Source organism: Xanthomonas cassavae CFBP 4642 (genome assembly GCF_000454545.1).
Lineage (GTDB): Bacteria > Pseudomonadota > Gammaproteobacteria > Xanthomonadales > Xanthomonadaceae > Xanthomonas > Xanthomonas cassavae.
This window is the reverse complement of the sequence record NZ_CM002139.1, coordinates 1,616,143-1,640,434: the sequence shown is the minus strand read 5'-3', so window position 1 is coordinate 1,640,434 and position 24,292 is coordinate 1,616,143. Positions and strand designations below refer to the sequence as shown.

Here is a 24,292-nt window from a genome sequence, read left to right as displayed (position 1 = left end):
TCTCCTTACCTGCTCGACTTCTTGTCGCCACCGTGACCTTTGAAGGTCCGGGTGACGGCAAATTCGCCAAGCTTGTGGCCGACCATATTCTCGTTGACGAGCACCGGAATGTGGTTCTTGCCGTTATGCACGGCGATGGTGATGCCTACCATTTCGGGCAGGATCATCGAACGGCGCGACCAGGTCTTGATCGGCTTCTTGCTACCCGCAGCGGACTCCACCTTCTTTGCAAGGTGGTGATCGACGAACGGGCCCTTCTTGAGTGAACGTGCCATGGTCGATTAGCCCCTACGATCGCGGACGATGAACTGCTGGGTGCGCTTGTTCTTGCGCGTCTTGTAACCCTTGGTCGGGACACCCCACGGGGTGACCGGATGCGGATTACCCTGACCAGCCTTCGCTTCACCACCACCGTGCGGGTGATCGACCGGGTTCATGGCCGCACCGCGAACGGTCGGACGAACACCGCGCCAACGCTTGGCGCCGGCCTTGCCCAACTTCTCGAGGTTGTGCTCGTCGTTGCCGACTTCGCCGATGGTGGCGCGGCACTCGACCGGCACCTTGCGCATTTCGCCCGAGCGCAGGCGCAGCGTGGCATAGATGCCTTCGCGAGCGACCAGCTGGACGGCCGCACCGGCAGCACGTGCGATCTGAGCGCCCTTACCCGGCTTCAGTTCGATACCGTGAACCGTCGTACCGACCGGGATGTTGCGCAGCGGCAACGTGTTGCCGGTCTTGATCGGTGCATTGGCACCGGCAATGACCTGGTCGCCAGCCTTCAGGCCCTTGGGGGCGATGATGTAGCGGCGCTCGCCGTCGACGTAGCACAGCAGGGCGATATGGGCGGTACGGTTCGGATCGTATTCGATCCGTTCCACACGCGCCGGAATGCCTTCCTTGTTGCGCTTGAAGTCGATGATGCGGTAGTGCTGCTTGTGGCCACCACCGACGTGACGCACGGTGATGCGGCCATGGTGGTTACGACCACCGGACTTGCTCTGCGAGTCGAGCAGCGCCGCGTGCGGTGCGCCCTTGTGCAGATCGGAAGTAACCACGCGCACGGCGGAACGACGGCCGGGAGAGGTGGGTTTGAACTTCATCAATGGCATGGGATGGACCTCAGGCCTTGGCCGTTACGTCGATGGACTGACCATCGACCAAGCGGACGTACGCCTTGCGCCAATTGCCACGGCTGCCAGCACGGTTACGGAAGGACTTGCTCTTGCCCTTGACGTTGACCACGTTGACTGCCTTGACCTTGACGTCGAACAGCTGCTCAACCGCGGCCTTTACATCGGCCTTGGTGGCTTCGTTCGAAACTTCGAAGACATACTGGTTGGAGATTTCCTGCAGGCGCGCGGTCTTTTCGGAGACTCGCGGAGCACGCAGCACGCTGAAGATTTTTTCGTTGCTGCTCATGCCAGCCACTCCTCGACCTTCTTGACCGCATCGGCGGTGATCACGACCGTATCGGCCCCGACCAGAGCGACCGGATCCAGACCCTGCACATCACGCACCTGCACATACGGCAGATTGCGGGCGGACAGATAAAGGTGCTCGGAGGCTTCTTCGGTGACGATCAGCGGGCGCTTGCCCACATCCAGCCCCTTCAGCTTCTCGATCAGACCCTTGGTCTTGGTCGCTTCGAGGTCGAACGCGTCGACGATCATCAGACGACCCTGACGATTCAACTCGGAGAAGATCGCGCAGATGGCCGCGCGGTACATCTTGCGGTTGACCTTCTGCTCGAAGCTGCGCGGCTTGGCCGCGAAGGTCACGCCGCCGCCGACGAAGATCGGAGCCGTCAGCGCGCCATGACGCGCACCGCCGCCCTTCTGCTTCTTCGACTTCTTGGTCGTGCCTGCAACTTCCGAACGCGTCTTCTGTGCCTTGGTACCGGCGCGACCGGCGTTGCGATAAGCGACGACGACCTGGTGGACCAGATCTTCGCTGAATTCGCGACCGAACACGGCATCGGAGACCGAGACCTTGTTGTTGCTACCCGTGATAACGAGTTCCATCGTCATCTCTCCTTATGCCTTGCTCGCCGGACGGACGATCACGTCGCCACCAGCTGCGCCAGGCACGGCGCCGCGGATAGCAATCAGACCACGCTCGACGTCGACCTTGACCACTTCCAGGTTCTGCGTGCTTTGCTGCACGGCGCCCATGTGGCCCGACATCTTCTTACCCGGGAAAACGCGACCCGGCGTCTGGCGCTGACCCAGCGAACCCGGCGCGCGATGCGACAGCGAGTTACCGTGGGTTGCGTCGCCCATACGGAAGTTGTAGCGCTTGATGGTGCCCTGGAAACCCTTACCCTTGGTAACGCCCTGGACGTCGACCTTCTGGCCGACCTCAAAGATGTCCGCCTTGATTTCGCCGCCGACGGCGAAATCGCCGAGCTGCGCATCTTCAACGCGGAATTCCCACAAGCCGCGACCCGCTTCCACCTTCGCCTTGGCGAAGTGGCCTGCAGCCGGCTTGTTGACCAGTGCGGCGCGACGGGCGCCAACGGTAATCTGCACGGCGCTGTAGCCGTCGGTTTCGACGGTCTTGATCTGCGCGATGCGGTTCGGAGTTGCTTCGATCAGCGTAACCGGCACCGAGCGGCCGTCTTCAGTGAAGACGCGGCTCATGCCAGCCTTTCGGCCCACGAAGCCCAACGAATATTTCTTCGTCATGGTCGTAGTCCTCAGGTCAACTTGATCTGTACGTCGACGCCAGCCGCGAGTTCGAGCTTCATCAGCGCGTCCACGGTCTTGTCGTTCGGGTCGACGATATCGAGCACGCGCTTGTGCGTGCGGGTCTCGTACTGGTCACGCGCATCCTTGTCGGCATGCGGGGATACGAGGATGGTGTAACGTTCGATCTTGGTCGGCAGCGGGATCGGGCCACGCACTTGCGCGCCGGTCCGCTTGGCCGTTTCGACGATCTCGCTGGCCGAACGGTCGATCAAACGACAATCGAACGCCTTCAACCGAATCCGGATCTTTTGTTCCGACATGACGGAAGCTTCCTTCGTTAAAAGAGCGACGGGCAAGGCCTCTGGGATACCTGCCCCGATATTCCTGCGTAGATGAGCGCCACGCATCCTGCTGGCGAGGGCATTCCTCCGCCCAAAAACTGAGGCAGCCCGGTAAACCGGCCTGCCCAGACGGAAAAGTATAATGCACAACAAGAGCACGGTCAACAACGCGTGAGTTGTTGAGTGCTCCATGCAACGCGACCTTCCCGGTCTGGCGAACACGAGCGGCATCCTGCCGTTCTTTTCGCTGTAACTCAGCGCCCTACCCAGGGACACCGAGCCGCGCATTATAGCGGACGTGGTTTCGGCGTGCAAGCACCAAAGCCCGCAGACCTCTCACCCCTCCCTGCCGGCTTCCTGGCGCAGCAAAAAAGGCCGGCTTGCGCCGGCCTTTTTTGCTGAATCGACAACCGAGGCCGTCGAGCCCAGACCGCTTACTTGACGATCTTGGCAACCACGCCGGCGCCGACGGTACGGCCACCTTCGCGGATGGCGAAACGCAGACCTTCGTCCATCGCAACCGGGTTNCTGCACCGATCTTGGTCAGCGCGGCGGTCAACGTGGTCTTGCCATGGTCGACGTGACCGATGGTGCCGACGTTCACGTGCGGCTTGGTGCGCTCGAATTTAGCTTTTGCCATGACTTGCTACCTCTAATTGGAAAATTTTTTGAAGCGGCTGAGCGAACTCAGCCCTTCTTGGTGACGGCGTCGGCGATGTTGGCCGGCGCCTCTTCGTAATGGTCGAATTCCATCGAGAACGTGGCGCGACCCTGGCTCATCGAGCGCAGCGAGGTTGCATAGCCGAACATTTCACCCAGCGGAATCATCGCATTAATGATCTTGCCCGACGGGCTGTCGTCCTGACCCTGCAGCACGCCACGACGGCGGCTCACGTCGCCCATCACGTCACCCAGGTAATCCTCCGGGCTGACGATTTCGACCTTCATGATCGGCTCCAGCAACACCGGGCTGGCTTTCGCAAAGCCCTGCTTGAACGCCATCGAGGCGGCCAGCTTGAACGCCATTTCCGAGGAGTCGACGTCGTGGTACGAGCCGAACACCAGCTTGACCTTCACGCCCACCACCGGGAAGCCGGCGATCGGACCACTGGTGATCGTCTCGCGCAGACCCTTTTCGACCGAGGGGATGAATTCCTTCGGAATGATGCCGCCGGTGATGTCGTTGATGAAGAGGAAATCGTCCTTGACGTTGTCGCTCTTGCGATCGTCCTCGGTCATCGGCGACAGCTCGATCACCACGTGACCGTACTGACCCTTACCACCGGACTGCTTGGCATGCTTGTAGTCGGACTTGACGTCGGACTTGCGGATCGTTTCGCGGTAGGCCACCTGCGGCTTGCCGACGTTGGCCTCGACATTGAACTCGCGACGCATGCGGTCGACGATGATGTCCAGGTGCAACTCGCCCATGCCGGAGATGATGGTCTGGCCGGATTCTTCGTCGGTCTTGACGCGGAACGAGGGATCTTCCTGCGCCAGGCGGCCCAGAGCCATACCCATCTTTTCCTGGTCCGACTTGGTCTTGGGCTCCACCGCCATCGAGATCACCGGCTCCGGGAACACCATGCGCTCCAGGGTGATGATCTTGTCCTGCGCACACAGCGTATCGCCGGTGGTGACGTCCTTCAGACCCACGGCAGCGGCGATGTCGCCAGCACGCACTTCCTTGATCTCTTCGCGATTGTTGGAGTGCATCTGCAGGATGCGGCCGACGCGCTCTTTCTTCGACTTGACCGGGTTATAGACCTGGTCGCCGGAGTTCAGCGTGCCCGAGTAGACACGGAAGAACGTCAGCGAGCCCACGAACGGGTCGGTCATGATCTTGAACGCCAGCGCCGAGAACGGCGCGGTGTCGGTGGCCGCACGCGTGTCTTCCTTCTCGTCCTCGTCGATACCCTGGACCGGCGGACGGTCGGCCGGCGACGGCAACAGGTGCACGACACCGTCAAGCATGGCCTGCACGCCCTTGTTCTTGAACGCCGAACCGCAGAACACCGGCACGATCTCGACCTTGAGGGTGCGCTCGCGCAGACCCACCAGGATCTCTTCTTCGGTCAGGTCGCCTTCGTTGAGGTACTTGTCCATCAGATCTTCGCTGGCTTCTGCGGCCGCCTCGACCATGAACGAACGCGCCTCGGTCGCGATCTCGACCAGATCGGCCGGGATGTCGCGGTATTCGAAGGTGGTGCCCTGCGAGGCGGTATCCCAATGGATCGCCTTCATCTTCAGCAGGTCGACCACGCCCTCGAAACCGTCTTCGGCGCCGATCGGCACCTGCATCGGCACGGCGTAGGCACCCAGACGGGCCTTCAGCTGCTCGACGACCTTGTCGAAGTTGGCACCGGTACGGTCCATCTTGTTGACGAAGGCCATGCGCGGCACCGAGTACTTGTTGGCCTGGCGCCACACGGTCTCGGACTGCGGCTGCACGCCACCGACGGCGCACAGCACGAACACCGCACCGTCGAGCACGCGCAAGGAGCGCTCCACTTCGATGGTGAAGTCGACGTGCCCGGGGGTGTCGATGATGTTGAAGCGGTGCTGCGGCATGGACTTGTCCATACCCGACCAGAATGCGGTGGTCGCAGCGGAGGTGATGGTGATACCACGCTCCTGCTCCTGCTCCATCCAGTCCATCACTGCAGCGCCGTCATGGACTTCGCCGATCTTGTGACTCACACCGGTGTAGAACAGGATGCGCTCGGAAGTGGTGGTCTTGCCGGCATCGATGTGAGCCATGATGCCGAAGTTGCGGTAACGCTCGATAGGGGTGGTGCGGGCCACGGGGAGCCTCTCAATTTCTTGGATTTCGGATGGCCGAACGCCGCCTTTCGGCGGCCTTCGGATTGGATGCGACGCCAAAGGCGTCGCAAACAGCACTCATATGGTGCTGAAGGGCCCCGTTACCAAGGCCCCCGAGGTCACCAGCGGTAGTGTGCGAACGCTTTGTTCGCTTCCGCCATACGGTGCGTCTCTTCGCGCTTCTTGATCGCGCCGCCACGGCTTTCCGAGGCGTCCAGCAGTTCTGCAGCCAGCTTGCGCGGCATGGTGTTCTCGCCACGCTTGCGCGCGGAATCGATCAACCAGCGCATTGCCAGCGCCATGCGACGGGAGGAGCGCACTTCGACGGGCACCTGATAGGTCGCACCACCGACGCGACGCGATTTAACTTCGACAGCCGGGGCCACGTTGTCCAGTGCTTTCTGCACCAGCTCGACGGCATTCGGATTCTTTTCGCCAATGACGTCCATTGCGCCATAGACAATTTTCTCAGCAACCGACTTCTTGCCACTTTGCATCACCATATTGATGAAGCGGGCAATGGTTTCGCTGCCATGCTTGGGATCAGGCAGGACGGTGCGCTGCGGAGTAGAACCTTTACGGGACATTAGAGTGTTTCCTTAGCTCTTCGGGCGCTTGGCGCCGTACTTGGAACGACCTTGACGGCGCTTTGCGACGCCGGCGGCGTCCAGCGAACCACGGACGGTGTGATAACGCACACCGGGAAGATCCTTGACGCGACCACCACGAATCAGGACCACGGAGTGCTCCTGCAGGTTGTGGCCTTCACCACCGATGTAGCTGATGACCTCTTCCTGGTTCGTCAGGCGCACTTTGGCAACCTTACGCAGGGCCGAGTTCGGCTTCTTCGGGGTAGTGGTATAGACGCGTGTGCAGACGCCACGGCGCTGCGGACACTTGTCCAGTGCCGGAGAGGCACTCTTGTAGGTGGTCGCTTGCCGGGGCTTGCGGACCAGCTGATTGATCGTTGCCATCAGTCGATTCTTCTGATTGGAGGCCGAAACGGCCTTGCATGAAAACGAAGGCAGGCCGCGAAACGGCCCACCGAGACAAAGAAGTATAGCTGGCAGGGCGAAACTCCGTCAACTTCACGGAAACCTAACCCTGCTGGTCCGTCCGGGACCGGAAAACGGAGGGCCTCCTGCCCTCCTTTTCGCCTGACTTACGGCAGCCTTGCGCCTGCCGTCGGAGCGCTTACTCCTCGTCCGCGCCAGCGTCGGCCACGGTTGCGACCGGTTCGGCCACTGCGGGCTTGCCCGACAGCGTTTCCATTTCCGAGTCGGTCAGACCCGCAGACTTGCGCCGGCCGGCGTGATACGCCAGACCGGTACCGGCCGGGATCAGACGGCCCACGATCACGTTTTCCTTCAGACCGCGCAGGTTGTCGCGGGTGCCGCGCACGGCCGCCTCGGTCAACACGCGGGTGGTCTCCTGGAACGACGCCGCCGAGATGAACGACTCGGTGGCCAGCGAGGCCTTGGTGATGCCCAGCAACACCGGGTCGTATCTGGCCGGCAGTTCGTTGCGGGTGGTCAGACGTGCATTTTCCTCGATGACGCGCTGGCGCTCGACCTGCTCGCCATTGAGGAACTTGCTGTTGCCCTGGTCGACGATCTCGACCTTGCGCAACATCTGACGCGTGATCACTTCGATGTGCTTGTCGTTGATCTTCACGCCCTGCAGGCGATACACGTCCTGGATTTCCTTGACCAGATACGCAGCCAGCGGCTCGACACCCAGCAGACGCAGGATGTCCTGCGGGCTCGGCTCGCCGTCCACCACGGTCTCGCCCTTGGTCACGTGCTCGCCCTCGAACACGATGATCTGGCGGTACTTCGGGATCAGCTCTTCGTGTTCGGAACCATCGGTGTCCTTGATGATCAGGCGTTGCTTGCCCTTGGTGTCCTTACCGAAGCTGATGATGCCCGAACGCTCGGCCAGGATCGCCGGATCCTTCGGCTTGCGGGCTTCGAACAAGTCGGCGACGCGCGGCAGACCACCGGTGATGTCGCGGGTCTTGGACGCTTCCTGCGGGATCTTCGCCACCACGTCGCCCACACCAACGGCTGCGCCGTCCTGCAGGTTGACGATGGAGCGCGGCGGCAGCAGGTACTGCGCCGGCAGATCGGTGTTCGGAATGGTCAGGTCGTTGCCCTTGCCATCGACGATGCGCACGATCGGTCGCAGTTCCTTGGCCTGTGCACCGCGACGCTTCGGGTCGGTGATTTCACGCGACGCCAGACCGGTCAGTTCGTCGGTCTTCTCGATGACGGTGACGCCGTCGACGAAGTCGATGAAGCGGATGAAACCGGCCACTTCCGACACGATCGGGTGGTTATGGGGATCCCAGTTGGCAACGCCCTGCCCGGCCTTGACCGCATCACCGTCCTTGGCGGTGATGGTGGCGCCGTACGGCAGCTTGTAACGCTCGCGCTCGCGACCATGGCCGTCGAGCACCGACAACTCGCCCGAACGCGACACCGCGACCAGCGAACCGTTGGCATGCTCGACCGACTTCAGATTGTTGAACTTGATCGAACCGGTGGTCTTGACCGTGATGTTGTCCACTGCCGCCGCACGCGACGCCGCACCACCGATGTGGAACGTACGCATGGTCAGCTGGGTACCCGGCTCACCGATGGACTGCGCAGCGATAACGCCGACCGCCTCGCCGATGTTGACCTGGTGACCGCGTGCAAGATCGCGACCGTAGCACCGTGCGCACACGCCGAACGACGATTCGCAGCTGATGGTCGAACGCACCTTCACCGACTGCACGCTGGCGTCTTCGAGCTTGGCGACCCAGGCTTCGTCCAGCAGCGTGTTGCGGGTGACGATCGGCTCTTCGTCGTTGCCCGGCAGGTACACGTCCTCGGCCACGACACGGCCCAGCACGCGCTCCTTCAACGGCTCCACCACGTCGCCGCCTTCCACGATCGGGGTCATGATCAACCCTTCGGTGGTGCCGCAATCGACTTCGGTGATCACCACGTCCTGCGCGACGTCGACCAGACGACGGGTCAGGTAACCCGAGTTGGCGGTCTTCAACGCGGTATCGGCCAGACCCTTACGCGCGCCGTGGGTGGAGTTGAAGTACTCCTGCACGTTCAGGCCTTCGCGGAAGTTCGCCTTGATGGGCGTCTCGATGATCGAGCCGTCCGGACGCGCCATCAGGCCGCGCATACCGGCCAGCTGACGGATCTGCGCCTGGCTACCACGCGCACCGGAGTCGGCCATGATGTACAGCGAGTTCATCGACTTCTGGTCGATGGTTTCGCCCTTGGCGTTCTCGACCTTCTCGGTACCGATGGTGTCCATCATCGCCTTGGCGATGCGCTCATTGGTGCGCGACCAGATGTCCACGACCTTGTTGTAGCGCTCGCCGGCGGTGACCAGACCGGACTGGTACTGTTCCTGGATTTCCAGCACTTCGGCTTCGGCCTCGGTGAGGATGCCCTTCTTCTCGTCCGGGATCAGCATGTCGTCGATGCCGATCGACACGCCGGCGCGGGTAGCGTAGGCATAGCCGGTGTACATCAGCTTGTCGGCGAACACGACCGTGTCCTTCAAGCCCAGCAGACGGTAGCTGGAGTTGATCAGACGCGAGATGTTCTTCTTGGTCATCTCGGTGTTGGCCAGCTGGAACGGCAGGCCTTCGGGCAGGATTTCGCTCAGCAGCGCACGGCCGACCGTGGTATCCACGATCGAGGTGCCGCTGGTGCGCTTGCCGTCGGCAGCGTCGATGTCCACCTGGGTGATGCGGACCTTGACCTTGGCGTGCAGTTCCACCACGCGATTGTCGTAGGCGCGCTTCACTTCGCTGGTGTTGGCGAACACCATGCCCTCGCCCTTCTTGTTCTCCAGGGCGCGGCTCATGTAGTACAGGCCCAACACCACGTCCTGCGACGGCACGATGATCGGCTCGCCGTTGGCCGGCGACAGGATGTTGTTGGTGGACATCATCAGCGCACGCGCTTCCAGCTGGGCTTCCAGCGAGAGCGGCACGTGGACGGCCATCTGGTCACCGTCGAAGTCGGCGTTGAAGGCGGTACACACCAGCGGATGCAGCTGGATGGCCTTGCCTTCGATCAACACCGGCTCGAACGCCTGGATGCCCAGACGGTGCAGGGTCGGCGCGCGGTTCAACAGCACCGGATGCTCGCGGATGACTTCTTCGAGGATGTCCCACACCTCGGCCTCTTCGCGCTCGACGAGCTTCTTGGCGGCCTTGATGGTGGTGGCCAGGCCACGACGCTGCAGCTTGGCGAACACGAACGGCTTGAACAGCTCCAGCGCCATCTTCTTCGGCAGGCCGCACTGGTGCAGCTTGAGGTACGGACCGACAGTGATGACCGAACGGCCGGAGTAGTCCACGCGCTTGCCGAGCAGGTTCTGACGGAACCGGCCCTGCTTGCCCTTGATCATGTCGGCCAGCGACTTCAGCGGGCGCTTGTTGGTGCCGGTGATGGCACGGCCGCGACGGCCGTTGTCCAGCAGCGCATCGACCGATTCCTGCAGCATGCGCTTCTCGTTGCGCACGATGATGTCCGGCGCATTGAGCTCGAGCAGACGACGCAGACGGTTGTTGCGGTTGATCACGCGGCGGTACAGATCGTTCAGATCCGAGGTCGCGAAGCGGCCACCATCCAGCGGCACCAGCGGACGCAGATCCGGCGGCAGCACCGGCAACACGGTCATGACCATCCACTCCGGACGGTTACCCGATTCCAGGAAGGCTTCGATCAGCTTGATGCGCTTGGTCAAACGCTTGAGCTTGGTTTCCGAACCGGTGCTGGCGATTTCTTCGCGCAGACGGGTCATTTCCGACTGCAGGTCGATCGTGCGCAGCAGCTCGTACACGGCCTCGGCGCCCATGGCGGCGTCGAAGTCGTCGTTGTACTCCTGGCGCGCGGTCAGGTACTGCTCTTCGGTCAGCAGCTGGCGGCGCTCGAGCGGGGTCAGGCCCGGCTCGGTGACCACGTAGGCTTCGAAGTACAGCACGCGCTCGATGTCACGCAGGGTCATGTCCAGCATCAAACCGATACGCGAGGGCAGCGACTTGAGGAACCAGATGTGCGCGACCGGCGAGGCCAGATCGATGTGACCCATGCGCTCGCGGCGCACCTTGGCCAGGGTAACTTCGGTGCCGCACTTTTCGCAGACCACACCACGGTGCTTCATGCGCTTGTACTTGCCGCACAGGCATTCGTAGTCCTTGATCGGTCCGAAGATGGCGGCGCAGAACAGCCCGTCACGCTCGGGCTTGAAGGTCCGGTAGTTGATGGTTTCGGGCTTCTTCACTTCGCCGTAGGACCACGAACGGATCAGGTCCGGCGACGCCAGCGCGATCTTGATCGCGTCGAAATCCAGCGTCTGGCGCTGCTGATTGAAGAGGTTGAGCAGGTCTTTCATTTGATATCTCCGGGTCGGAGGAATTCGTATCTGAGATGGGCGGGAAGCGAGTGATCTCGAGACCGGGGATCCGGGGCCAGAGACGCGGAAAAGCGCAAAGCACAAGGCTCCCGCTCTTCCGGGTCCCGGATCCCGGGTCCCGGCGCTTACTCTTCCAGTTCCATGTTGATCGCCAGCGAGCGGATTTCCTTCACCAACACGTTGAAGGATTCCGGCATGCCCGCGACCATCTCGTGCTCACCATCGACGATGTTCTTGTACATCTGGTTGCGGCCCTGCACGTCGTCGGATTTCACCGTCAGCATTTCCTGCAGGGTGTAGGCCGCGCCGTAGGCTTCCAGCGCCCAGACTTCCATTTCGCCGAAGCGCTGACCACCGAACTGCGCCTTGCCGCCCAGCGGCTGCTGGGTGACGAGCGAGTACGGGCCAGTCGAGCGCGCATGCATCTTGTCGTCGACCAAGTGGTTCAACTTCAGGTAGTGCATGTAACCGACCGTGGTCTTGCGATCGAACGCCTCGCCGGTGCGACCGTCGTACAGCTGGGTCTGACCGCTCTGCGGCAGGTCGGCCAGTTCCAGCATGCGCTTGATCTCCGCCTCGCTGGCGCCGTCGAACACCGGGGTGGCCATCGGCACGCCGTCGATCAGGTTCTTGCCCAGGTTGAGCAATTCCTCATCGCTGAACTGCGACAGGTCCACGCGTTCGGCATTGATCGCACCATCGTGGTTGTAGATGTCGTTGAGGAACTTGCGCAGCTCGCTGACGGCAGCCTGGGCTTCCAGCATGCGCTGGATCTTGCGACCCAGGCCCTTGGCGGCCCAGCCCAGATGCACTTCCAGAATCTGGCCGATGTTCATACGCGATGGCACGCCCAGCGGGTTCAGCACGATGTCGACCGGCTCACCGGTGGCCATGTACGGCATGTCCTCGACCGGCACGACATTGGAGACCACACCCTTGTTGCCGTGGCGGCCTGCCATCTTGTCGCCCGGCTGGATGCGGCGCTTCACGGCCAGAAACACCTTGACCATCTTCAGCACGCCCGGTGCGAGGTCGTCGCCCTGGGTGATCTTGCCGCGCTTGTCGGCGAAGCGTGCCTCGAATTCCTTCTCGTGCGCCTGGATCTGCTTCTGCGCGCGTTCGATGGCGTCGGCAGCGTCTTCGTCCTTCATGCGCAGCTGGAACCAGTCGGACTTCTTCAGCCCGTCCAGGTACGCGTCGGTGACGTTGTCGCCCTTCTTCAGGTTCGGACCGCCGTTGGCGACCTTGCCCACGATCTGGGACCTCAACCGTGCGTAGATGGCCGCTTCCAGGATGCGGAACTGATCGTCGAAGTCCTTCTTGACGCGCTTGATCTCGGATTCTTCGATGTGACGCGCACGCTTGTCCTTCTCGATGCCGTCGCGGGTGAAGACCTGCACGTCGATGACGGTGCCGTCCATACCCGGGGGCACGCGCAGCGAGCTGTCCTTCACGTCGGACGCCTTCTCACCGAAGATCGCACGCAGCAGCTTTTCTTCCGGGGTCAGCTGGCTTTCGCCCTTCGGCGTGACCTTGCCGACCATGATGTCGCCGGCGCGCACTTCCGCACCGATGTACACCACGCCGCTCTCGTCCAGACGGTTCAGGGCCTGCTCGGACACGTTCGGGATGTCGGCGGAAATTTCCTCCGGCCCCAGCTTGGTGTCGCGCGCAACGCAGGTCAGTTCTTCGATGTGGATCGTGGTGTAGCGATCTTCTTCCACCACGCGCTCGGAGAGCAGGATGGAGTCTTCGAAGTTGTAGCCGTTCCACGGCATGAAGGCGATCAGCATGTTCTGACCCAGCGCCAGCTCACCGATGTCGGTGGACGGGCCGTCGGCCAGCACGTCGCCGCGCGCGATCACGTCGCCCACGTTCACCAACGGACGCTGGTTGATGCAGGTGTTCTGGTTGGAGCGGGTGTACTTGATCAGGTTGTAGATATCCACGCCGGCATCGGTGCCGCCGCCGATTTCTGCCTCATTGACCTTGACCACGATGCGGGCCGCGTCGATCTGCTCGATCACGCCACCACGCAGCGCGTTGACAGTCACGCCGGAGTCGCGTGCCACTGCACGTTCGATGCCGGTACCGACCAGCGGCTTCTGCGAACGCAGCGTCGGCACGGCCTGGCGCTGCATGTTGGCGCCCATCAATGCGCGGTTGGCGTCATCGTGTTCCAGGAACGGCACCAGCGCCGCGGCGACCGACACCGTCTGCATCGGCGAGACGTCCATGAAGTGCACTTCCGCCGGCGGCTTCAGCAGCGACTCGCCCTGGAACCGGCACGGCACGAACTGCTCGGTGAGCATGTTCTTGGCATCGGTCAGCGCGTTCGCCTGGGCGATCACGTACTCGTTTTCTTCGATCGCCGACAGGTACTCGACGTCGTCGGACACCTTGCCGTCCAGCACCTTGCGGTACGGCGTCTCGAGGAAGCCGTACTGGTTGGTGCGGGCGAACACGGCCAGCGAGTTGATCAGGCCGATGTTCGGGCCTTCCGGCGTTTCGATGGTGCAGACGCGGCCGTAATGGGTCGGATGCACGTCGCGCACCTCGAAGCCGGCGCGTTCGCGGGTCAGACCGCCCGGGCCCAGTGCGGAGACGCGACGCTTATGCGTCACTTCCGACAGCGGGTTGTTCTGGTCCATGAACTGCGACAGCTGCGAGGAGCCGAAGAACTCCTTGATCGCCGCGGCCACCGGCTTGGCGTTGATCAGTTCCTGCGGGGTCAGGCCTTCCGACTCCGCCATCGACAGACGCTCCTTGACCGCGCGCTCGACGCGGACCAGGCCCACGCGGAACACGTTCTCGGCCATTTCGCCGACCGAGCGCACGCGACGGTTGCCCAGGTGATCGATGTCGTCGACCACACCACGGCCGTTGCGGATCTCGGTCAGCACCTTGATCACTTCCAGGATGTCGGAGGTATCGGCGTGCTCGGCGACCAGACGCTTGGATTCTTCGTCGTTACGCTCGGCGAAGTACTTCTTGTCGTACAGCACCGACTCGCCGAGCACGTCCTTGCGGCCGACGCGACGGTTGAACTTCATGCGACCGACCGTGGACAGGTCGTAGCGCTCAAAGGTGAAGAACAGGTTGTGGAACAGGTTCTGCGCGGCTTCCTTGGTCGGCGGCTCGCCCGGACGCATCATGCGGTAGATCTCGACCAGCGCTTCCAGCTGCGTCTTGGTCGGATCGATGCGCAGAGTGTTGGACAGGTACGGGCCACGATCCAGATCGTTCACCCACAGGGTGCCGACCGCATCGACGCCCGCCTTGCGGAATGCAGACAACTGATCTTCGCTGACCTCGTCGTTGGCGTTGGCCAGCAGTTCGCCGGTCGAGCCATCGACCACGTCGTGCGACAGGATGCGGCCGACCAGGTAGTCGTCCGGCACGGCCAGCGCGGCGACGCCGGCAGCTTCCAGCTGCTTGACGTGACGGGCGGTGATGCGCTTGCCCGCTTCCACGATGACCTTGTCGCCATCGGCCAGGTCGAAGTTCAGCGTTTCACCACGCAGACGCTCCGGCACCAGCTCCAGCTGCACGCCTTCGTCCGGGTTGATGTGGAACGTGTTGATCTCGAAGAACTCGGCCAGCATTTCTTCGTTGCTGTAGCCAAGCGCACGCAGCAGGATCGACACCGGCAGCTTGCGGCGGCGGTCGATACGGGTGAACAGCGCGTCCTTCGGGTCGAACTCGAAGTCCAGCCAGGAACCGCGGTACGGAATGATGCGGGCGCTGTACAGCAGCTTGCCCGAGCTGTGGGTCTTGCCACGGTCGTGGTCGAAGAACACGCCCGGCGAGCGGTGCAGCTGCGACACGATCACGCGCTCGGTGCCGTTGACAATGAAGGTACCGTTGCCGGTCATCAGCGGAATTTCGCCGAGGTAGACCTCCTGCTCCTTCACGTACTTGATGGCCTTAGTCGACGACTCGCGGTCGTAGATCACCAGGCGCACGGTCACGCGCAGCGGCGCGCCATAGCTCATGCCGCGCTGACGGCATTCACGCTCGTCAAACACCGGCTGACCCAACTTGTAACCCACGTACTCGAGCGCAGCGTTGCCGCTGTAGCTGGAGATCGGGAACACCGACTTCAGAGCAGCATGCAGACCAAGGTCCTTACGCTTGGTCGGCTCCACGTCTTCCTGCAGGAATTCGCGATAGGAATCCACCTGGATGGCAAGCAGGAACGGCACTTCGAGAATCGAGCGCTGCTTACCGAAGTCCTTGCGGATACGCTTTTTTTCGGTGAACGAATAAGACGTCATGAGGTCTTCACCCTAGGCTGCGGGGGCCGCGTCGCGGCGGCCCCGAAATAACAAAACTGAACCCGCGCACATGGATGTGCGCTGCTCTTGTGAGGGACTCACATTCAAGTTGTCAGTTGGAAGTCGCTGGTATTGCCGGCACCAGCACGCCTTCTCCCGCTACTTCCAACTACCAACTCGGTGAGGCCGGGAATCGGGAGTGGGGATTCGGGAATCGGAAGAGCGCACACCTTGCGGTTGCGACTTTCCGACCCTCGTTCCGACTCACGTCCGAAACGGCCAAAGGCCGGGGGCTTCACGCCCCCAGCCTTCAGTGCATCACCATGCAACGCTGGCGATGCAAGATGCTGCTTACTTGATTTCGACCGTCGCGCCAGCTTCGGTGAGTTCCTTCTTGATCTTCTCGGCTTCGTCCTTGGTGGCGCCTTCCTTCAGCATGCCACCGGCTTCGGTCAGATCCTTGGCTTCCTTCAGACCCAGGCCGGTCACGGCGCGGACGGCCTTGATGACGCCGACCTTGTTGGCGCCGCAGTTGGTCAGCACCACGTTGAACTCGGTCTGCTCTTCGACCACGGCAGCCGGGCCAGCTGCAGCAGCAGCGACCGGGGCAGCGGCGGAGACGCCGAACTTCTCTTCGATGGCCTTGACCAGCTCCATCACTTCCATCAGGGACTTCTCGGCGATGGCGTCGACGATCTGTTCGTTGGTAAGGGACATTGTGATTACCTTTAAATGATTTTCTGGATTGGGGTTCTAGCGAACGCTAGGACATCAAGCTTCGGCAGTCTCGGCAGCCGGCGCGGCGGCTTCGTCGCCACCGCCCTGCTTGTCGCCAACGGCCTTGACGGCACGGGCGAACATGGCAGCCGGTTCGGACAGCACGCGAGCCAACATGGCCAGGGCCTGGTCACGGGTCGGCAGCGAGGCCAACACGTCAACGTGGCTGGCCGGGAACAATTCCCCACCAATTGCCACGACCTTGGCCTGCAACTTCTCGTTGCTCTTGGCGAATTCCTTGATCAGGCGACCGGCAGCGCCGGGTTCCTCCATCGAAAACGCATATACCAAAGGACCAACCAGCTTGTCGGACGCGACAGCAAATTCGGTACCTTCGACGGCACGCACAGCCAGGGTGTTCTTGACAACTTTCAAGAACACACCGGTTTCGCGGGCCTGCTTGCGCATCGCGGTCATCTGGGAGACCGTGGTGCCAGCGTATTCGGCGGCGATCAGGGAGTGGGCCTTGGCGGCGATGTCTGCCAGCTCGGCGACTACGTCTTGCTTCTGGGACAGATTGAGAGCCATTGCACTCCTCCGTTAAAGCCGGGATTCGGGATTGGTGGTTCGGGATTCGTCACAGCCATGAAGCCTGCAAATCCCCAATGCCGAATCTCGAATCCTCGCTTCAAACTACTCCGCTCGCGGCTCCTGCCGGTTGCGGTCCAGGGCGACCTCCTTCCTGGAAGCCGGGAACATCGACCGATGTTCCGTTGGTGGCCGTTCTAGACCTGGAGTGGACTCGATCCGGGATGTCCCAGACGCGCGTAAACCAGAAAGCTCCAGAAGGGCGACACCATCTACGCCGGCCAGTTCGAAAACGAACCGATTAAGCGATCCCGCTGCATCGACGGCGACTCCGTGCCAGTGCGAGCATCCCTGCCCGTCGTCGATCTGCGCTGACCGCGCCTGCGGTCTTTGACGGCTACCGCCGGACATGCCGGCGGTCGCCTTCAAAATGTCCGTTACCCCAAAGGAGGGAACGGACTCCCAGCACACGGTTGCCCGGGCCAGAAAAACAATGCAGTACTACAGGAATACGTCAGGCGCATGACGCCCGACGTATTCGATTACTTCAGCGACAGGCTCGACTGGTCGACCGTCACGCCCGGGCCCATGGTCGAGCTGACCGACACCTTCTGCAGGTAGGTACCCTTGGAGGTGGCCGGCTTGGCCTTGACCAGATCCAGCAACAGCGCCTGCAGGTTCGACTTCAGCGCTTCGTCATCGAAGCTGGCCTTGCCGATGGTGCAGTGGATGATGCCGGCCTTGTCGGTGCGGTAGCGCACCTGGCCCGACTTGGCGTTCTTGACCGCTTCGCCCGGATTGGCCGACACGGTGCCGACCTTCGGGTTCGGCATCAGGCCGCGCGGACCCAGCAGGGTGCCGAGCTTACCGACGACGCGCATCGCATCCGGCGTGGCAATGACCACGTCGTAGTTCAGGTCGCCGGCCTGCATCTTTTCGGCCAGGTCGTCCATACCCACGGCTTCGGCGCCGGCGGCCAGGGCTTCGTCAGCCTTGGCGCCTGCCGGTGCGAACACTGCAACGCGCACGCTCTTGCCGGTTCCGGCCGGCAGCACGGTCGAACCGCGCACCTGCTGATCGGACTTCTTGGCGTCCACGCCCAGGCGCACAGCCACGTCGATGGACTCGACGAACTTGGCCTTGGTGGCGGTCTTCAGGATCTTGATTGCGTCTTCGAAGGCATAGGTCTTGCCCGGAACGACAGCGGCCGCAATGGCCTTAACGCGCTTGCTCTGTGCCATGTCTTAGCCCTCCACCGTCAAACCCATGCTGCGGGCGGTACCCGCAATCGTACGAACCGCCGCTTCCAGCTCGGCTGCCGTCAGATCGGCTTCCTTGGTCTTGGCGATCTCTTCCAGCTGCTTGCGCGTCACCTTGCCGACCTTATCGGTGTTGGGGCGCTTGGAACCGGAGGACACACCTGCGACCTTCTTGAGCAACACGCTGGCCGGCGTGCTCTTGGTGATGAAGGTGAAGGTACGGTCGGAGTACGCGGTGATGATCACCGGCGTCGGCAGACCCGGCTCCAACTTGGAGGTCGCTGCATTGAATGCCTTGCAGAACTCCATGATGTTCAGACCGCGCTGACCCAGCGCAGGGCCGACCGGTGGCGCAGGATTGGCCTGACCGGCCTTGACCTGCAGCTTGATGTAACCAGTTACTTTCTTACCCATTTCGATACTCTCCGGGTGCTAGCGCCTGTACTGCAGGCTCCCCATCGGACCGGGATTCACGTGTCCCGGCTTCACGTTTTTGACCACACGCAGATGGCCGCCATGCGGCAGCCATCGTTTCCCGGCGGTCGCCAGGTCGGCGAGCCGCGCACTATAGCAGGATTTACCACCGGCGCCTAGCAGGCGCCAGTGGTGGTCAGCCCTTCTCGACCTGACCGAACTCGAGCTCGACCGGCGTGGAGCGACCGAAGATGAGCACGGCCACACGCAGCCGGCTCTTCTCGTAATTGACTTCTTCGACCACGCCGTTGAAGTCGTTGAACGGACCGTCGGTGACGCGCACCATCTGACCCGGTTCGAACAGCACCTTCGGACGCGGCTTCTCGACCCCGTCCTGCACGCGCTGCAGGATTGCATCGGCTTCCTCGTCGCGAATCGGCAACGGACGGTCGGCGGTACCGCCGATGAAGCCCATGACCTTGGAAGTTTCCTTCACCAGGTGCCAGCTTTCGTTGTCGATACGCGGAATACCGGCCTCTTCGTGGGTTTCGATCTGCACCAGCACGTAGCCGGGGAAGAACTTGCGCTCGGACCGACGCTTCTGGCCGGCACGCATTTCGATGACCTCTTCGGTCGGCACCAGCACTTCGCCGAAACGATCTTCCATCTCGGTGCGCACGATACGGTCGCGCAATGCCTGCGCAACGGATTTTTCGAAGCCTGAATAGGCGTGAACGACATACCAACGCTTCACTGCTTGATTCTCCTCAACGAGCCAGGAACCACTGCGTGAGCTTCTGGATGACGAAGTCGAAGCCGCCCAACAGCAAACTCAGAATGATCACAACAACAATGACGACCCAGGTGGTGCGGATGGCCTCCTGGCGCGTCGGCCAGACCACCTTGCGCAGCTCGAACCTGGATTCGGACAGGAACTCACGGGTTTCGCGGCCCTTTCCGGTCCCCAGAAACACGAATGCGCCCGCCACCAACCCCACGATGACCGCCAGCGCGCGCAATTGCGGCGTCCAGGCACCCAGCTGGGTGGCGCGCTCGGGCGCAGAAAACCAGAACCACACAAACAACCCTGCAATCACCAGGATCGCAGAGATCACGCATTTCACGATATCCGCACTGGCAGCAGATGCGCTTTTGGAAGGCTCGATTTTGCTATTCATCCGGCTCTAGTTACCGATCTGACCCGAATCGCTGGGCCGGAAAAAGGAGTGGCACGCCAGGAGGGACTCGAACCCCCAACCTGCGGTTTTGGAGACCGCTGCTCTGCCAATTGAGCTACTGGCGTATGTACTCGTTTACCGCACACCCTAAGACAACGAAGGCGGACCGCGGTTCAGCCGGCCCGCCTTTGCGCGAGTCCGGCGGCCGAGGCCACCGGATCACAGGTTCTTACTTGACGATCTTGGCAACCACGCCGGCGCCGACGGTACGGCCACCTTCGCGGATGGCGAAACGCAGACCTTCGTCCATCGCAACCGGGTTNCTGCACCGATCTTGGTCAGCGCGGCGGTCAACGTGGTCTTGCCATGGTCGACGTGACCGATGGTGCCGACGTTCACGTGCGGCTTGGTGCGCTCGAATTTAGCTTTTGCCATGGGTGCAGGTTCTCGGTAATCGTTTGGAGTTAAGACGATTGAGTAATGGTGCTCACGAAAGGAATCGAACCTTCGACCTCCTCCTTACCAAGGAGGTGCTCTACCGACTGAGCTACGTGAGCGAGTTTTGCATTATGCCATGCATTTGCGTTCAATGGAGCGGGAGACGGGAATCGAACCCGCACCATCAGCTTGGAAGGCTGAGGTTCTACCGTTGAACTACTCCCGCGCCGGGAACTGCATGCCACACCGTGAAACTGGTGGAGGGAGGTGGATTCGAACCACCGAAGGCGTAAGCCAGCAGATTTACAGTCTGCCCCCGTTGGCCGCTTGGGTATCCCTCCAGCTTTTACTACCGGACTGCTGCGCCAGGGGGCGAAGCGGTTCGGGGTGAAGCAGCCCGTTATTGTGTTGTGGACGACGCCCGGTGTCAACAAAAATTTCGAGAAATCGTCACGACTGAATGTGCACGCCGCGCGAGGCCGCGCGCAGCCGATCAGACATTGAAACGGAAGTGCAGCACATCGCCTTCCTGGACGCGGTATTCCTTGCCTTCCAGACGCAGACGACCGGCATCGCGCGCGCCAGCTTCGCCGCGGTACCTGATGAAGTCGTCGAAGCCGATCGTTTCGGCGCGGATGAAGCCCTTCTCGAAATCGGTATGGATCACCGCCGCGGCCTGCGGCGCAGTGGAGCCCGCCCTGACCGTCCAGGCCCGCACTTCCTTGACGCCTGCCGTGAAGTAGGTCTGCAGGCCCAACAGCGTGTAGGCCGCGCGAATGACACGATTCAGGCCAGGCTCGTCCAGGCCGAGGTCGGCCAGGAAGGTGTCGCGGTCTTCGTCGTCCAGCTGCGACAGCTCTTCTTCAATGGCCGCCGACACCGGCACCACTTCGGCCCCTTCGGCAGCGGCGTGCGCGCGCACCGCATCCAGGTGCGGATTGTTCTCGAAGCCGTCTTCCAGCACGTTGGCGATGTACATCACCGGCTTGAGCGTCAACAGGAACAGATCGCGCACCAGTGCCTTCTCTTCCTCGTCCAGACCGGCGGCGCGCCCCGACTTGCCGTCGGCCAGCGCGGCCTGCAGCTTGACCAGGACCGGCTTGCGTGCCGCCGCATCCTTGTCGCCGCCCTTGGCACTACGTTCAGCGCGATTCAGGGCCTTTTCCACGCTGTCCAGGTCCGCCAGCGCCAGCTCGGTATCGATGGTTTCGATATCGGCGATCGGGTCGACCCTGTTGTTGACGTGGATGACGTCATCGTTCTCGAAGCAGCGCACCACATGGGTGATCGCATCGACTTCGCGGATGTGGGCGAGGAATTTGTTGCCCAGGCCCTCGCCACTGGCCGCACCGGCCACCAGGCCGGCGATGTCGACGAACTCGACCGCGGTGGGGATCAGCTTCTGCGGCTTGACGATCTCGGCAAGCTGGTTGAGACGCGGATCCGGCACCGGCACGATGCCGACGTTCGGCTCGATGGTGCAGAACGGAAAGTTGGCCGCAGCGATGCCCGCTTTGGTCAGCGCGTTGAACAGGGTCGACTTGCCGACATTGGGCAGGCCGACGATGCCGCATTTGATACCCATGGGTCACATCCGGGATTTGGGATTCGGGATTGGAGATTCGCCATGCCGCACGGCTGCAAATCCCCAATCCCCAATCACGCATCCCTGCTGGTATGCAGGCGCTTCATCGCCTCGTTGAAATTACCTTGCAGTGCCAGCGGCAGGATATCGATGGCCGCGTCCACCGCAGCGCCGATTGCCGCGTCGTCGTCGCGCCCTGCCCGTCCCAGCACCCAAGGCACCACGCGGTCCTTGTGGCCGGGATGGCCGATGCCGATCCGCAAGCGATGGAATTTACCGTGCCCCAGCAGGCGAATGGTGTCGCGCAGGCCATTCTGGCCGCCGTGACCGCCATCGAACTTGAGCCGCGCGATGCCCGGCGCAAGATCCAGTTCGTCGTGTGCAACGAGCAGTTGCTCCGGCTCGATCTTCCAGAACCGCAACGCGGCGGCGATCGATTTGCCGCTGAGATTCATGAAGGTGGCCGGCTTGAGCAGCCAGACCGATTGCCCGGCGATCTCGACCTTTGCGGTCTCGCCGAACAACTTGGCGTCCAGCCCCCAGCGCACGCCATGGCGTTCGACGAGGGCATCGACGAAACGAAACCCGGCGTTATGCCGGGTTTGCGCGTGTTCGGGACCGGGATTGCCCAGCCCGACGATCAGACGAAGTGCAGACATGCCAGTGACCGCAGCCGACTCCCCGCATGCTGCCAGGAATGGGCCAACGGATTACTTGGTCTCTGCGCCTTCGCTGCCTTCTTCGCCGGCAGCGTCTTCTTCCTCGACGCGCACGTGCTTGGCAGCAACCACGGCAACGTCGTGTTCCTTGCCCAGCTTCAGTTCCGGGATTTCGACACCGGCCGGCAGCTTGATCTCGGACAGGTGGATCACGTTGCCCACTTCCAGGGCACCGAGGTCAATCTCGATGAACTCCGGCAGATCCTTCGGCAGGCAGACCACCTGGACTTCGTTGAGTTCGTGGGTGACGACCACTTCGCTCGACTTGCCGGCCGGCGAGTTGGCTTCGTTGATGAAGTGCAGCGGCACGGCGGCACTGAGCTTCTCGTTGGCGCTGACGCGCTGGAAGTCGATGTGCATGATCAACTGCTTGAACGGATGGCGCTGCATGTCACGCAGCAGCACCTGCTGCACGTCGCCATTGAGGCTCAGGTCCAGGATCGACGAGTAGAACCACTCGTTCTGCTGGGCGAGCCAGATCTGCTCATGATTGAGCTGGATGCTGACCGGCTCCAGATCGCCACCGTAGACGATGGCCGGGATGACGCCAGCGTGACGCAGGCGGCGGCTCGCACCCTTCCCCTCGTCTGCGCGGCGCTCGACCTTGATTTCGTGAGTCTTTGCCATGTTGTTTCACTACCTAGATTGGAATACCGCCTCGCGGCGATGAAGCGTCTCACCCGCGACCAGGAGAGACGTGGTACCGGCACCCGCCAGAAGCGGGCGCCGAATGCGGGATCAGTCGACGTAGAGCGAGCTGACCGATTCGCCGAAGGCGATGCGGCGGATGGTCTCGGCCAGCAGTTCGGCCACGCTTAGCTGGCGGATCTTCGCGCACGTGCGAGCGGCGGCGCTCAGCGGGATCGTGTCGGTGACCACCAGTTCGTCGAGCTGTGAATTGTTGATGTTGTCCACCGCCGGACCGGACAGCACCGGGTGGGTGATGTAGGCCACCACCTTGAGTGCGCCGCGCTGCTTGAGCGCTGCGGCGGCGGCGCACAGGGTGCCGGCAGTATCGACCAGGTCGTCGACCAGCACGCAGGTCTTGCCCTGCACGTCGCCGATGATGTTCATCACCGTGGCGACATTGGCGCGCGGCCGGCGCTTGTCGATGATGGCCAGGTCGGCATCGTCCAGACGCTTGGCGACCGCGCGCGCGCGCACCACGCCACCCACGTCCGGCGAGACCACGATCAGGTTGTCGGTGCCGTAGGCGCGCCAGATGTCGGCCAGCAGCAGCGGCGAGGCGTAGACGTTGTCGACCGGCACATCGAAGAAGCCCTGGATCTGGTCGGCATGCAGGTCGACCGTCAGCACCCGGTCGGCTTCCATCGCACAGATCATCTTGGCGGCGACCTTGGCGGTGATCGGCACACGCGAGGAGCGCATGCGGCGATCCTGACGCGAGTAACCGAAATACGGGATCACTGCGGTGACGGACTGGGCACTGGCGCGCTTGAGCGCGTCGATCAGCACCAGCAGCTCCATCAGGTTTTCGGCGCTCGGTGCGCAGGTCGACTGGATGACGAACACTTCCTGCCTGCGCACACTTTCTTCGATCTCGACCTGCACTTCGCCATCGGAAAAGCGCGTGACCAGCGCCTTGCCCATGCGTACACCCAGCTCCTTGCAGATGCTCTGGGCAAGCGGCTTGTTGGCATTGCCGGAGAATACCAGCAGGTTACGTTGGTCTTGCATGGGATCTCTCGGGCGGCGGCGAAGAGCGTGCGATGGTGGATCTGGACAAAGCCGACCCAATGCCGGGCTTTTTGTTCAATCCCCGCACATGGATGTGCGGGCTTTTGCAGAGGGACCTGCATCAACTGCAGAGGG

23 protein-coding genes, 4 tRNA genes and 2 pseudogenes are annotated in these 24,292 nt (G+C 62.3%); all 29 read right to left on the bottom strand.

The window, feature by feature from the left end; all coding sequences use genetic code 11:
- Nucleotides 1-5: 5 nt before the first annotated feature.
- Nucleotides 6-275: a 30S ribosomal protein S19 gene (rpsS, locus tag XCSCFBP4642_RS0107260; protein WP_005993369.1), complete on the bottom strand. Its 270-nt coding sequence runs from the start codon at nucleotides 273-275 to the stop codon at nucleotides 6-8.
- A gap of 6 nt (nucleotides 276-281) precedes the next feature.
- A complete protein-coding gene (gene rplB, locus XCSCFBP4642_RS0107255) occupies nucleotides 282-1,109 on the bottom strand; it encodes a 50S ribosomal protein L2 (RefSeq protein WP_029219224.1) in 828 nt (275 codons plus the stop codon).
- Between the two features lie 10 nt (nucleotides 1,110-1,119).
- Nucleotides 1,120-1,419: a 50S ribosomal protein L23 gene (rplW, locus tag XCSCFBP4642_RS0107250; protein WP_002811694.1), complete on the bottom strand. Its 300-nt coding sequence runs from the start codon at nucleotides 1,417-1,419 to the stop codon at nucleotides 1,120-1,122.
- Nucleotides 1,416-2,021 (bottom strand): 50S ribosomal protein L4, encoded by a 606-nt coding sequence (gene rplD, locus XCSCFBP4642_RS0107245; RefSeq protein WP_010371054.1) that lies wholly within the window; start codon nucleotides 2,019-2,021, stop codon nucleotides 1,416-1,418. The genes rplW and rplD overlap by 4 nt, the downstream gene beginning before the upstream one ends.
- A gap of 12 nt (nucleotides 2,022-2,033) precedes the next feature.
- The gene (gene rplC / locus XCSCFBP4642_RS0107240; protein WP_005993363.1) at nucleotides 2,034-2,684 is read right to left on the bottom strand and encodes a 50S ribosomal protein L3; all 651 of its coding nucleotides are present in this window, start codon (nucleotides 2,682-2,684) and stop codon (nucleotides 2,034-2,036) included.
- 11 nt (nucleotides 2,685-2,695) lie between these two features.
- Entirely contained in the window at nucleotides 2,696-3,007 is a 312-nt protein-coding gene (gene rpsJ, locus XCSCFBP4642_RS0107235) for a 30S ribosomal protein S10 (protein WP_029219222.1), read from the bottom strand.
- A 455-nt stretch (nucleotides 3,008-3,462) separates the two neighbouring features.
- On the bottom strand, nucleotides 3,463-3,543 hold the full coding sequence (locus XCSCFBP4642_RS26605; RefSeq protein WP_115004024.1) for an EF-Tu C-terminal domain-related protein: 81 nt from the start codon (nucleotides 3,541-3,543) through the stop codon (nucleotides 3,463-3,465).
- A 14-nt stretch (nucleotides 3,544-3,557) separates the two neighbouring features.
- Nucleotides 3,558-3,668 (bottom strand): annotated as a pseudogene (locus XCSCFBP4642_RS26600) (GTP-binding protein); the annotation flags it as partial.
- Nucleotides 3,669-3,715: 47 nt separating this feature from the next.
- Complete coding sequence (fusA, locus tag XCSCFBP4642_RS0107225) at nucleotides 3,716-5,833, bottom strand: elongation factor G (protein WP_029219221.1); 2,118 nt, start codon at nucleotides 5,831-5,833, stop codon at nucleotides 3,716-3,718.
- A 137-nt stretch (nucleotides 5,834-5,970) separates the two neighbouring features.
- Nucleotides 5,971-6,438: a 30S ribosomal protein S7 gene (rpsG, locus tag XCSCFBP4642_RS0107220; protein WP_005993356.1), complete on the bottom strand. Its 468-nt coding sequence runs from the start codon at nucleotides 6,436-6,438 to the stop codon at nucleotides 5,971-5,973.
- Nucleotides 6,439-6,450: 12 nt separating this feature from the next.
- A complete protein-coding gene (gene rpsL, locus XCSCFBP4642_RS0107215; RefSeq protein WP_003469157.1) occupies nucleotides 6,451-6,825 on the bottom strand; it encodes a 30S ribosomal protein S12 in 375 nt (124 codons plus the stop codon).
- A gap of 220 nt (nucleotides 6,826-7,045) precedes the next feature.
- Entirely contained in the window at nucleotides 7,046-11,263 is a 4,218-nt protein-coding gene (gene rpoC / locus XCSCFBP4642_RS0107210) for a DNA-directed RNA polymerase subunit beta' (protein WP_029219220.1), read from the bottom strand.
- Between the two features lie 146 nt (nucleotides 11,264-11,409).
- Nucleotides 11,410-15,561, bottom strand: coding sequence for a DNA-directed RNA polymerase subunit beta (rpoB, locus tag XCSCFBP4642_RS0107205; RefSeq protein WP_029219219.1), 4,152 nt, complete (start codon nucleotides 15,559-15,561; stop codon nucleotides 11,410-11,412).
- A 351-nt stretch (nucleotides 15,562-15,912) separates the two neighbouring features.
- Nucleotides 15,913-16,278: a 50S ribosomal protein L7/L12 gene (rplL, locus tag XCSCFBP4642_RS0107200; RefSeq protein WP_029219218.1), complete on the bottom strand. Its 366-nt coding sequence runs from the start codon at nucleotides 16,276-16,278 to the stop codon at nucleotides 15,913-15,915.
- 54 nt (nucleotides 16,279-16,332) lie between these two features.
- Nucleotides 16,333-16,866: a 50S ribosomal protein L10 gene (rplJ, locus tag XCSCFBP4642_RS0107195; RefSeq protein ID WP_029219217.1), complete on the bottom strand. Its 534-nt coding sequence runs from the start codon at nucleotides 16,864-16,866 to the stop codon at nucleotides 16,333-16,335.
- A 542-nt stretch (nucleotides 16,867-17,408) separates the two neighbouring features.
- Nucleotides 17,409-18,107 carry a 50S ribosomal protein L1 gene (gene rplA, locus XCSCFBP4642_RS0107190; protein ID WP_024712228.1) on the bottom strand — a complete coding sequence of 233 codons (699 nt, stop codon included), beginning with the start codon at nucleotides 18,105-18,107 and terminating at the stop codon, nucleotides 17,409-17,411.
- A 3-nt stretch (nucleotides 18,108-18,110) separates the two neighbouring features.
- Nucleotides 18,111-18,539, bottom strand: coding sequence for a 50S ribosomal protein L11 (gene rplK, locus XCSCFBP4642_RS0107185; protein ID WP_029219216.1), 429 nt, complete (start codon nucleotides 18,537-18,539; stop codon nucleotides 18,111-18,113).
- Nucleotides 18,540-18,735: 196 nt separating this feature from the next.
- Nucleotides 18,736-19,293 carry a transcription termination/antitermination protein NusG gene (gene nusG, locus XCSCFBP4642_RS0107180; RefSeq protein ID WP_029219215.1) on the bottom strand — a complete coding sequence of 186 codons (558 nt, stop codon included), beginning with the start codon at nucleotides 19,291-19,293 and terminating at the stop codon, nucleotides 18,736-18,738.
- A 13-nt stretch (nucleotides 19,294-19,306) separates the two neighbouring features.
- Nucleotides 19,307-19,717 carry a preprotein translocase subunit SecE gene (gene secE, locus XCSCFBP4642_RS0107175; RefSeq protein WP_029219214.1) on the bottom strand — a complete coding sequence of 137 codons (411 nt, stop codon included), beginning with the start codon at nucleotides 19,715-19,717 and terminating at the stop codon, nucleotides 19,307-19,309.
- A 49-nt stretch (nucleotides 19,718-19,766) separates the two neighbouring features.
- Nucleotides 19,767-19,842 (bottom strand) — tRNA-Trp (locus XCSCFBP4642_RS0107170).
- Between the two features lie 104 nt (nucleotides 19,843-19,946).
- On the bottom strand, nucleotides 19,947-20,027 hold the full coding sequence (locus XCSCFBP4642_RS26595; protein ID WP_115004024.1) for an EF-Tu C-terminal domain-related protein: 81 nt from the start codon (nucleotides 20,025-20,027) through the stop codon (nucleotides 19,947-19,949).
- A 14-nt stretch (nucleotides 20,028-20,041) separates the two neighbouring features.
- A pseudogene (locus tag XCSCFBP4642_RS26590) lies at nucleotides 20,042-20,152 on the bottom strand (GTP-binding protein); the annotation flags it as partial.
- A gap of 46 nt (nucleotides 20,153-20,198) precedes the next feature.
- Nucleotides 20,199-20,274: transfer RNA gene (locus tag XCSCFBP4642_RS0107160), tRNA-Thr, on the bottom strand.
- Nucleotides 20,275-20,307: 33 nt separating this feature from the next.
- Nucleotides 20,308-20,381 (bottom strand) — tRNA-Gly (locus XCSCFBP4642_RS0107155).
- 29 nt (nucleotides 20,382-20,410) lie between these two features.
- Nucleotides 20,411-20,496 (bottom strand) — tRNA-Tyr (locus XCSCFBP4642_RS0107150).
- A gap of 152 nt (nucleotides 20,497-20,648) precedes the next feature.
- Nucleotides 20,649-21,740, bottom strand: coding sequence for a redox-regulated ATPase YchF (gene ychF / locus XCSCFBP4642_RS0107145; protein ID WP_029219213.1), 1,092 nt, complete (start codon nucleotides 21,738-21,740; stop codon nucleotides 20,649-20,651).
- 74 nt (nucleotides 21,741-21,814) lie between these two features.
- On the bottom strand, nucleotides 21,815-22,399 hold the full coding sequence (pth, locus tag XCSCFBP4642_RS0107140) for an aminoacyl-tRNA hydrolase (protein ID WP_029219212.1): 585 nt from the start codon (nucleotides 22,397-22,399) through the stop codon (nucleotides 21,815-21,817).
- Between the two features lie 51 nt (nucleotides 22,400-22,450).
- On the bottom strand, nucleotides 22,451-23,086 hold the full coding sequence (locus XCSCFBP4642_RS0107135; RefSeq protein ID WP_029219211.1) for a 50S ribosomal protein L25/general stress protein Ctc: 636 nt from the start codon (nucleotides 23,084-23,086) through the stop codon (nucleotides 22,451-22,453).
- Between the two features lie 111 nt (nucleotides 23,087-23,197).
- Entirely contained in the window at nucleotides 23,198-24,157 is a 960-nt protein-coding gene (locus tag XCSCFBP4642_RS0107130) for a ribose-phosphate diphosphokinase (protein WP_029219210.1), read from the bottom strand.
- Nucleotides 24,158-24,292 lie beyond the last annotated feature (135 nt).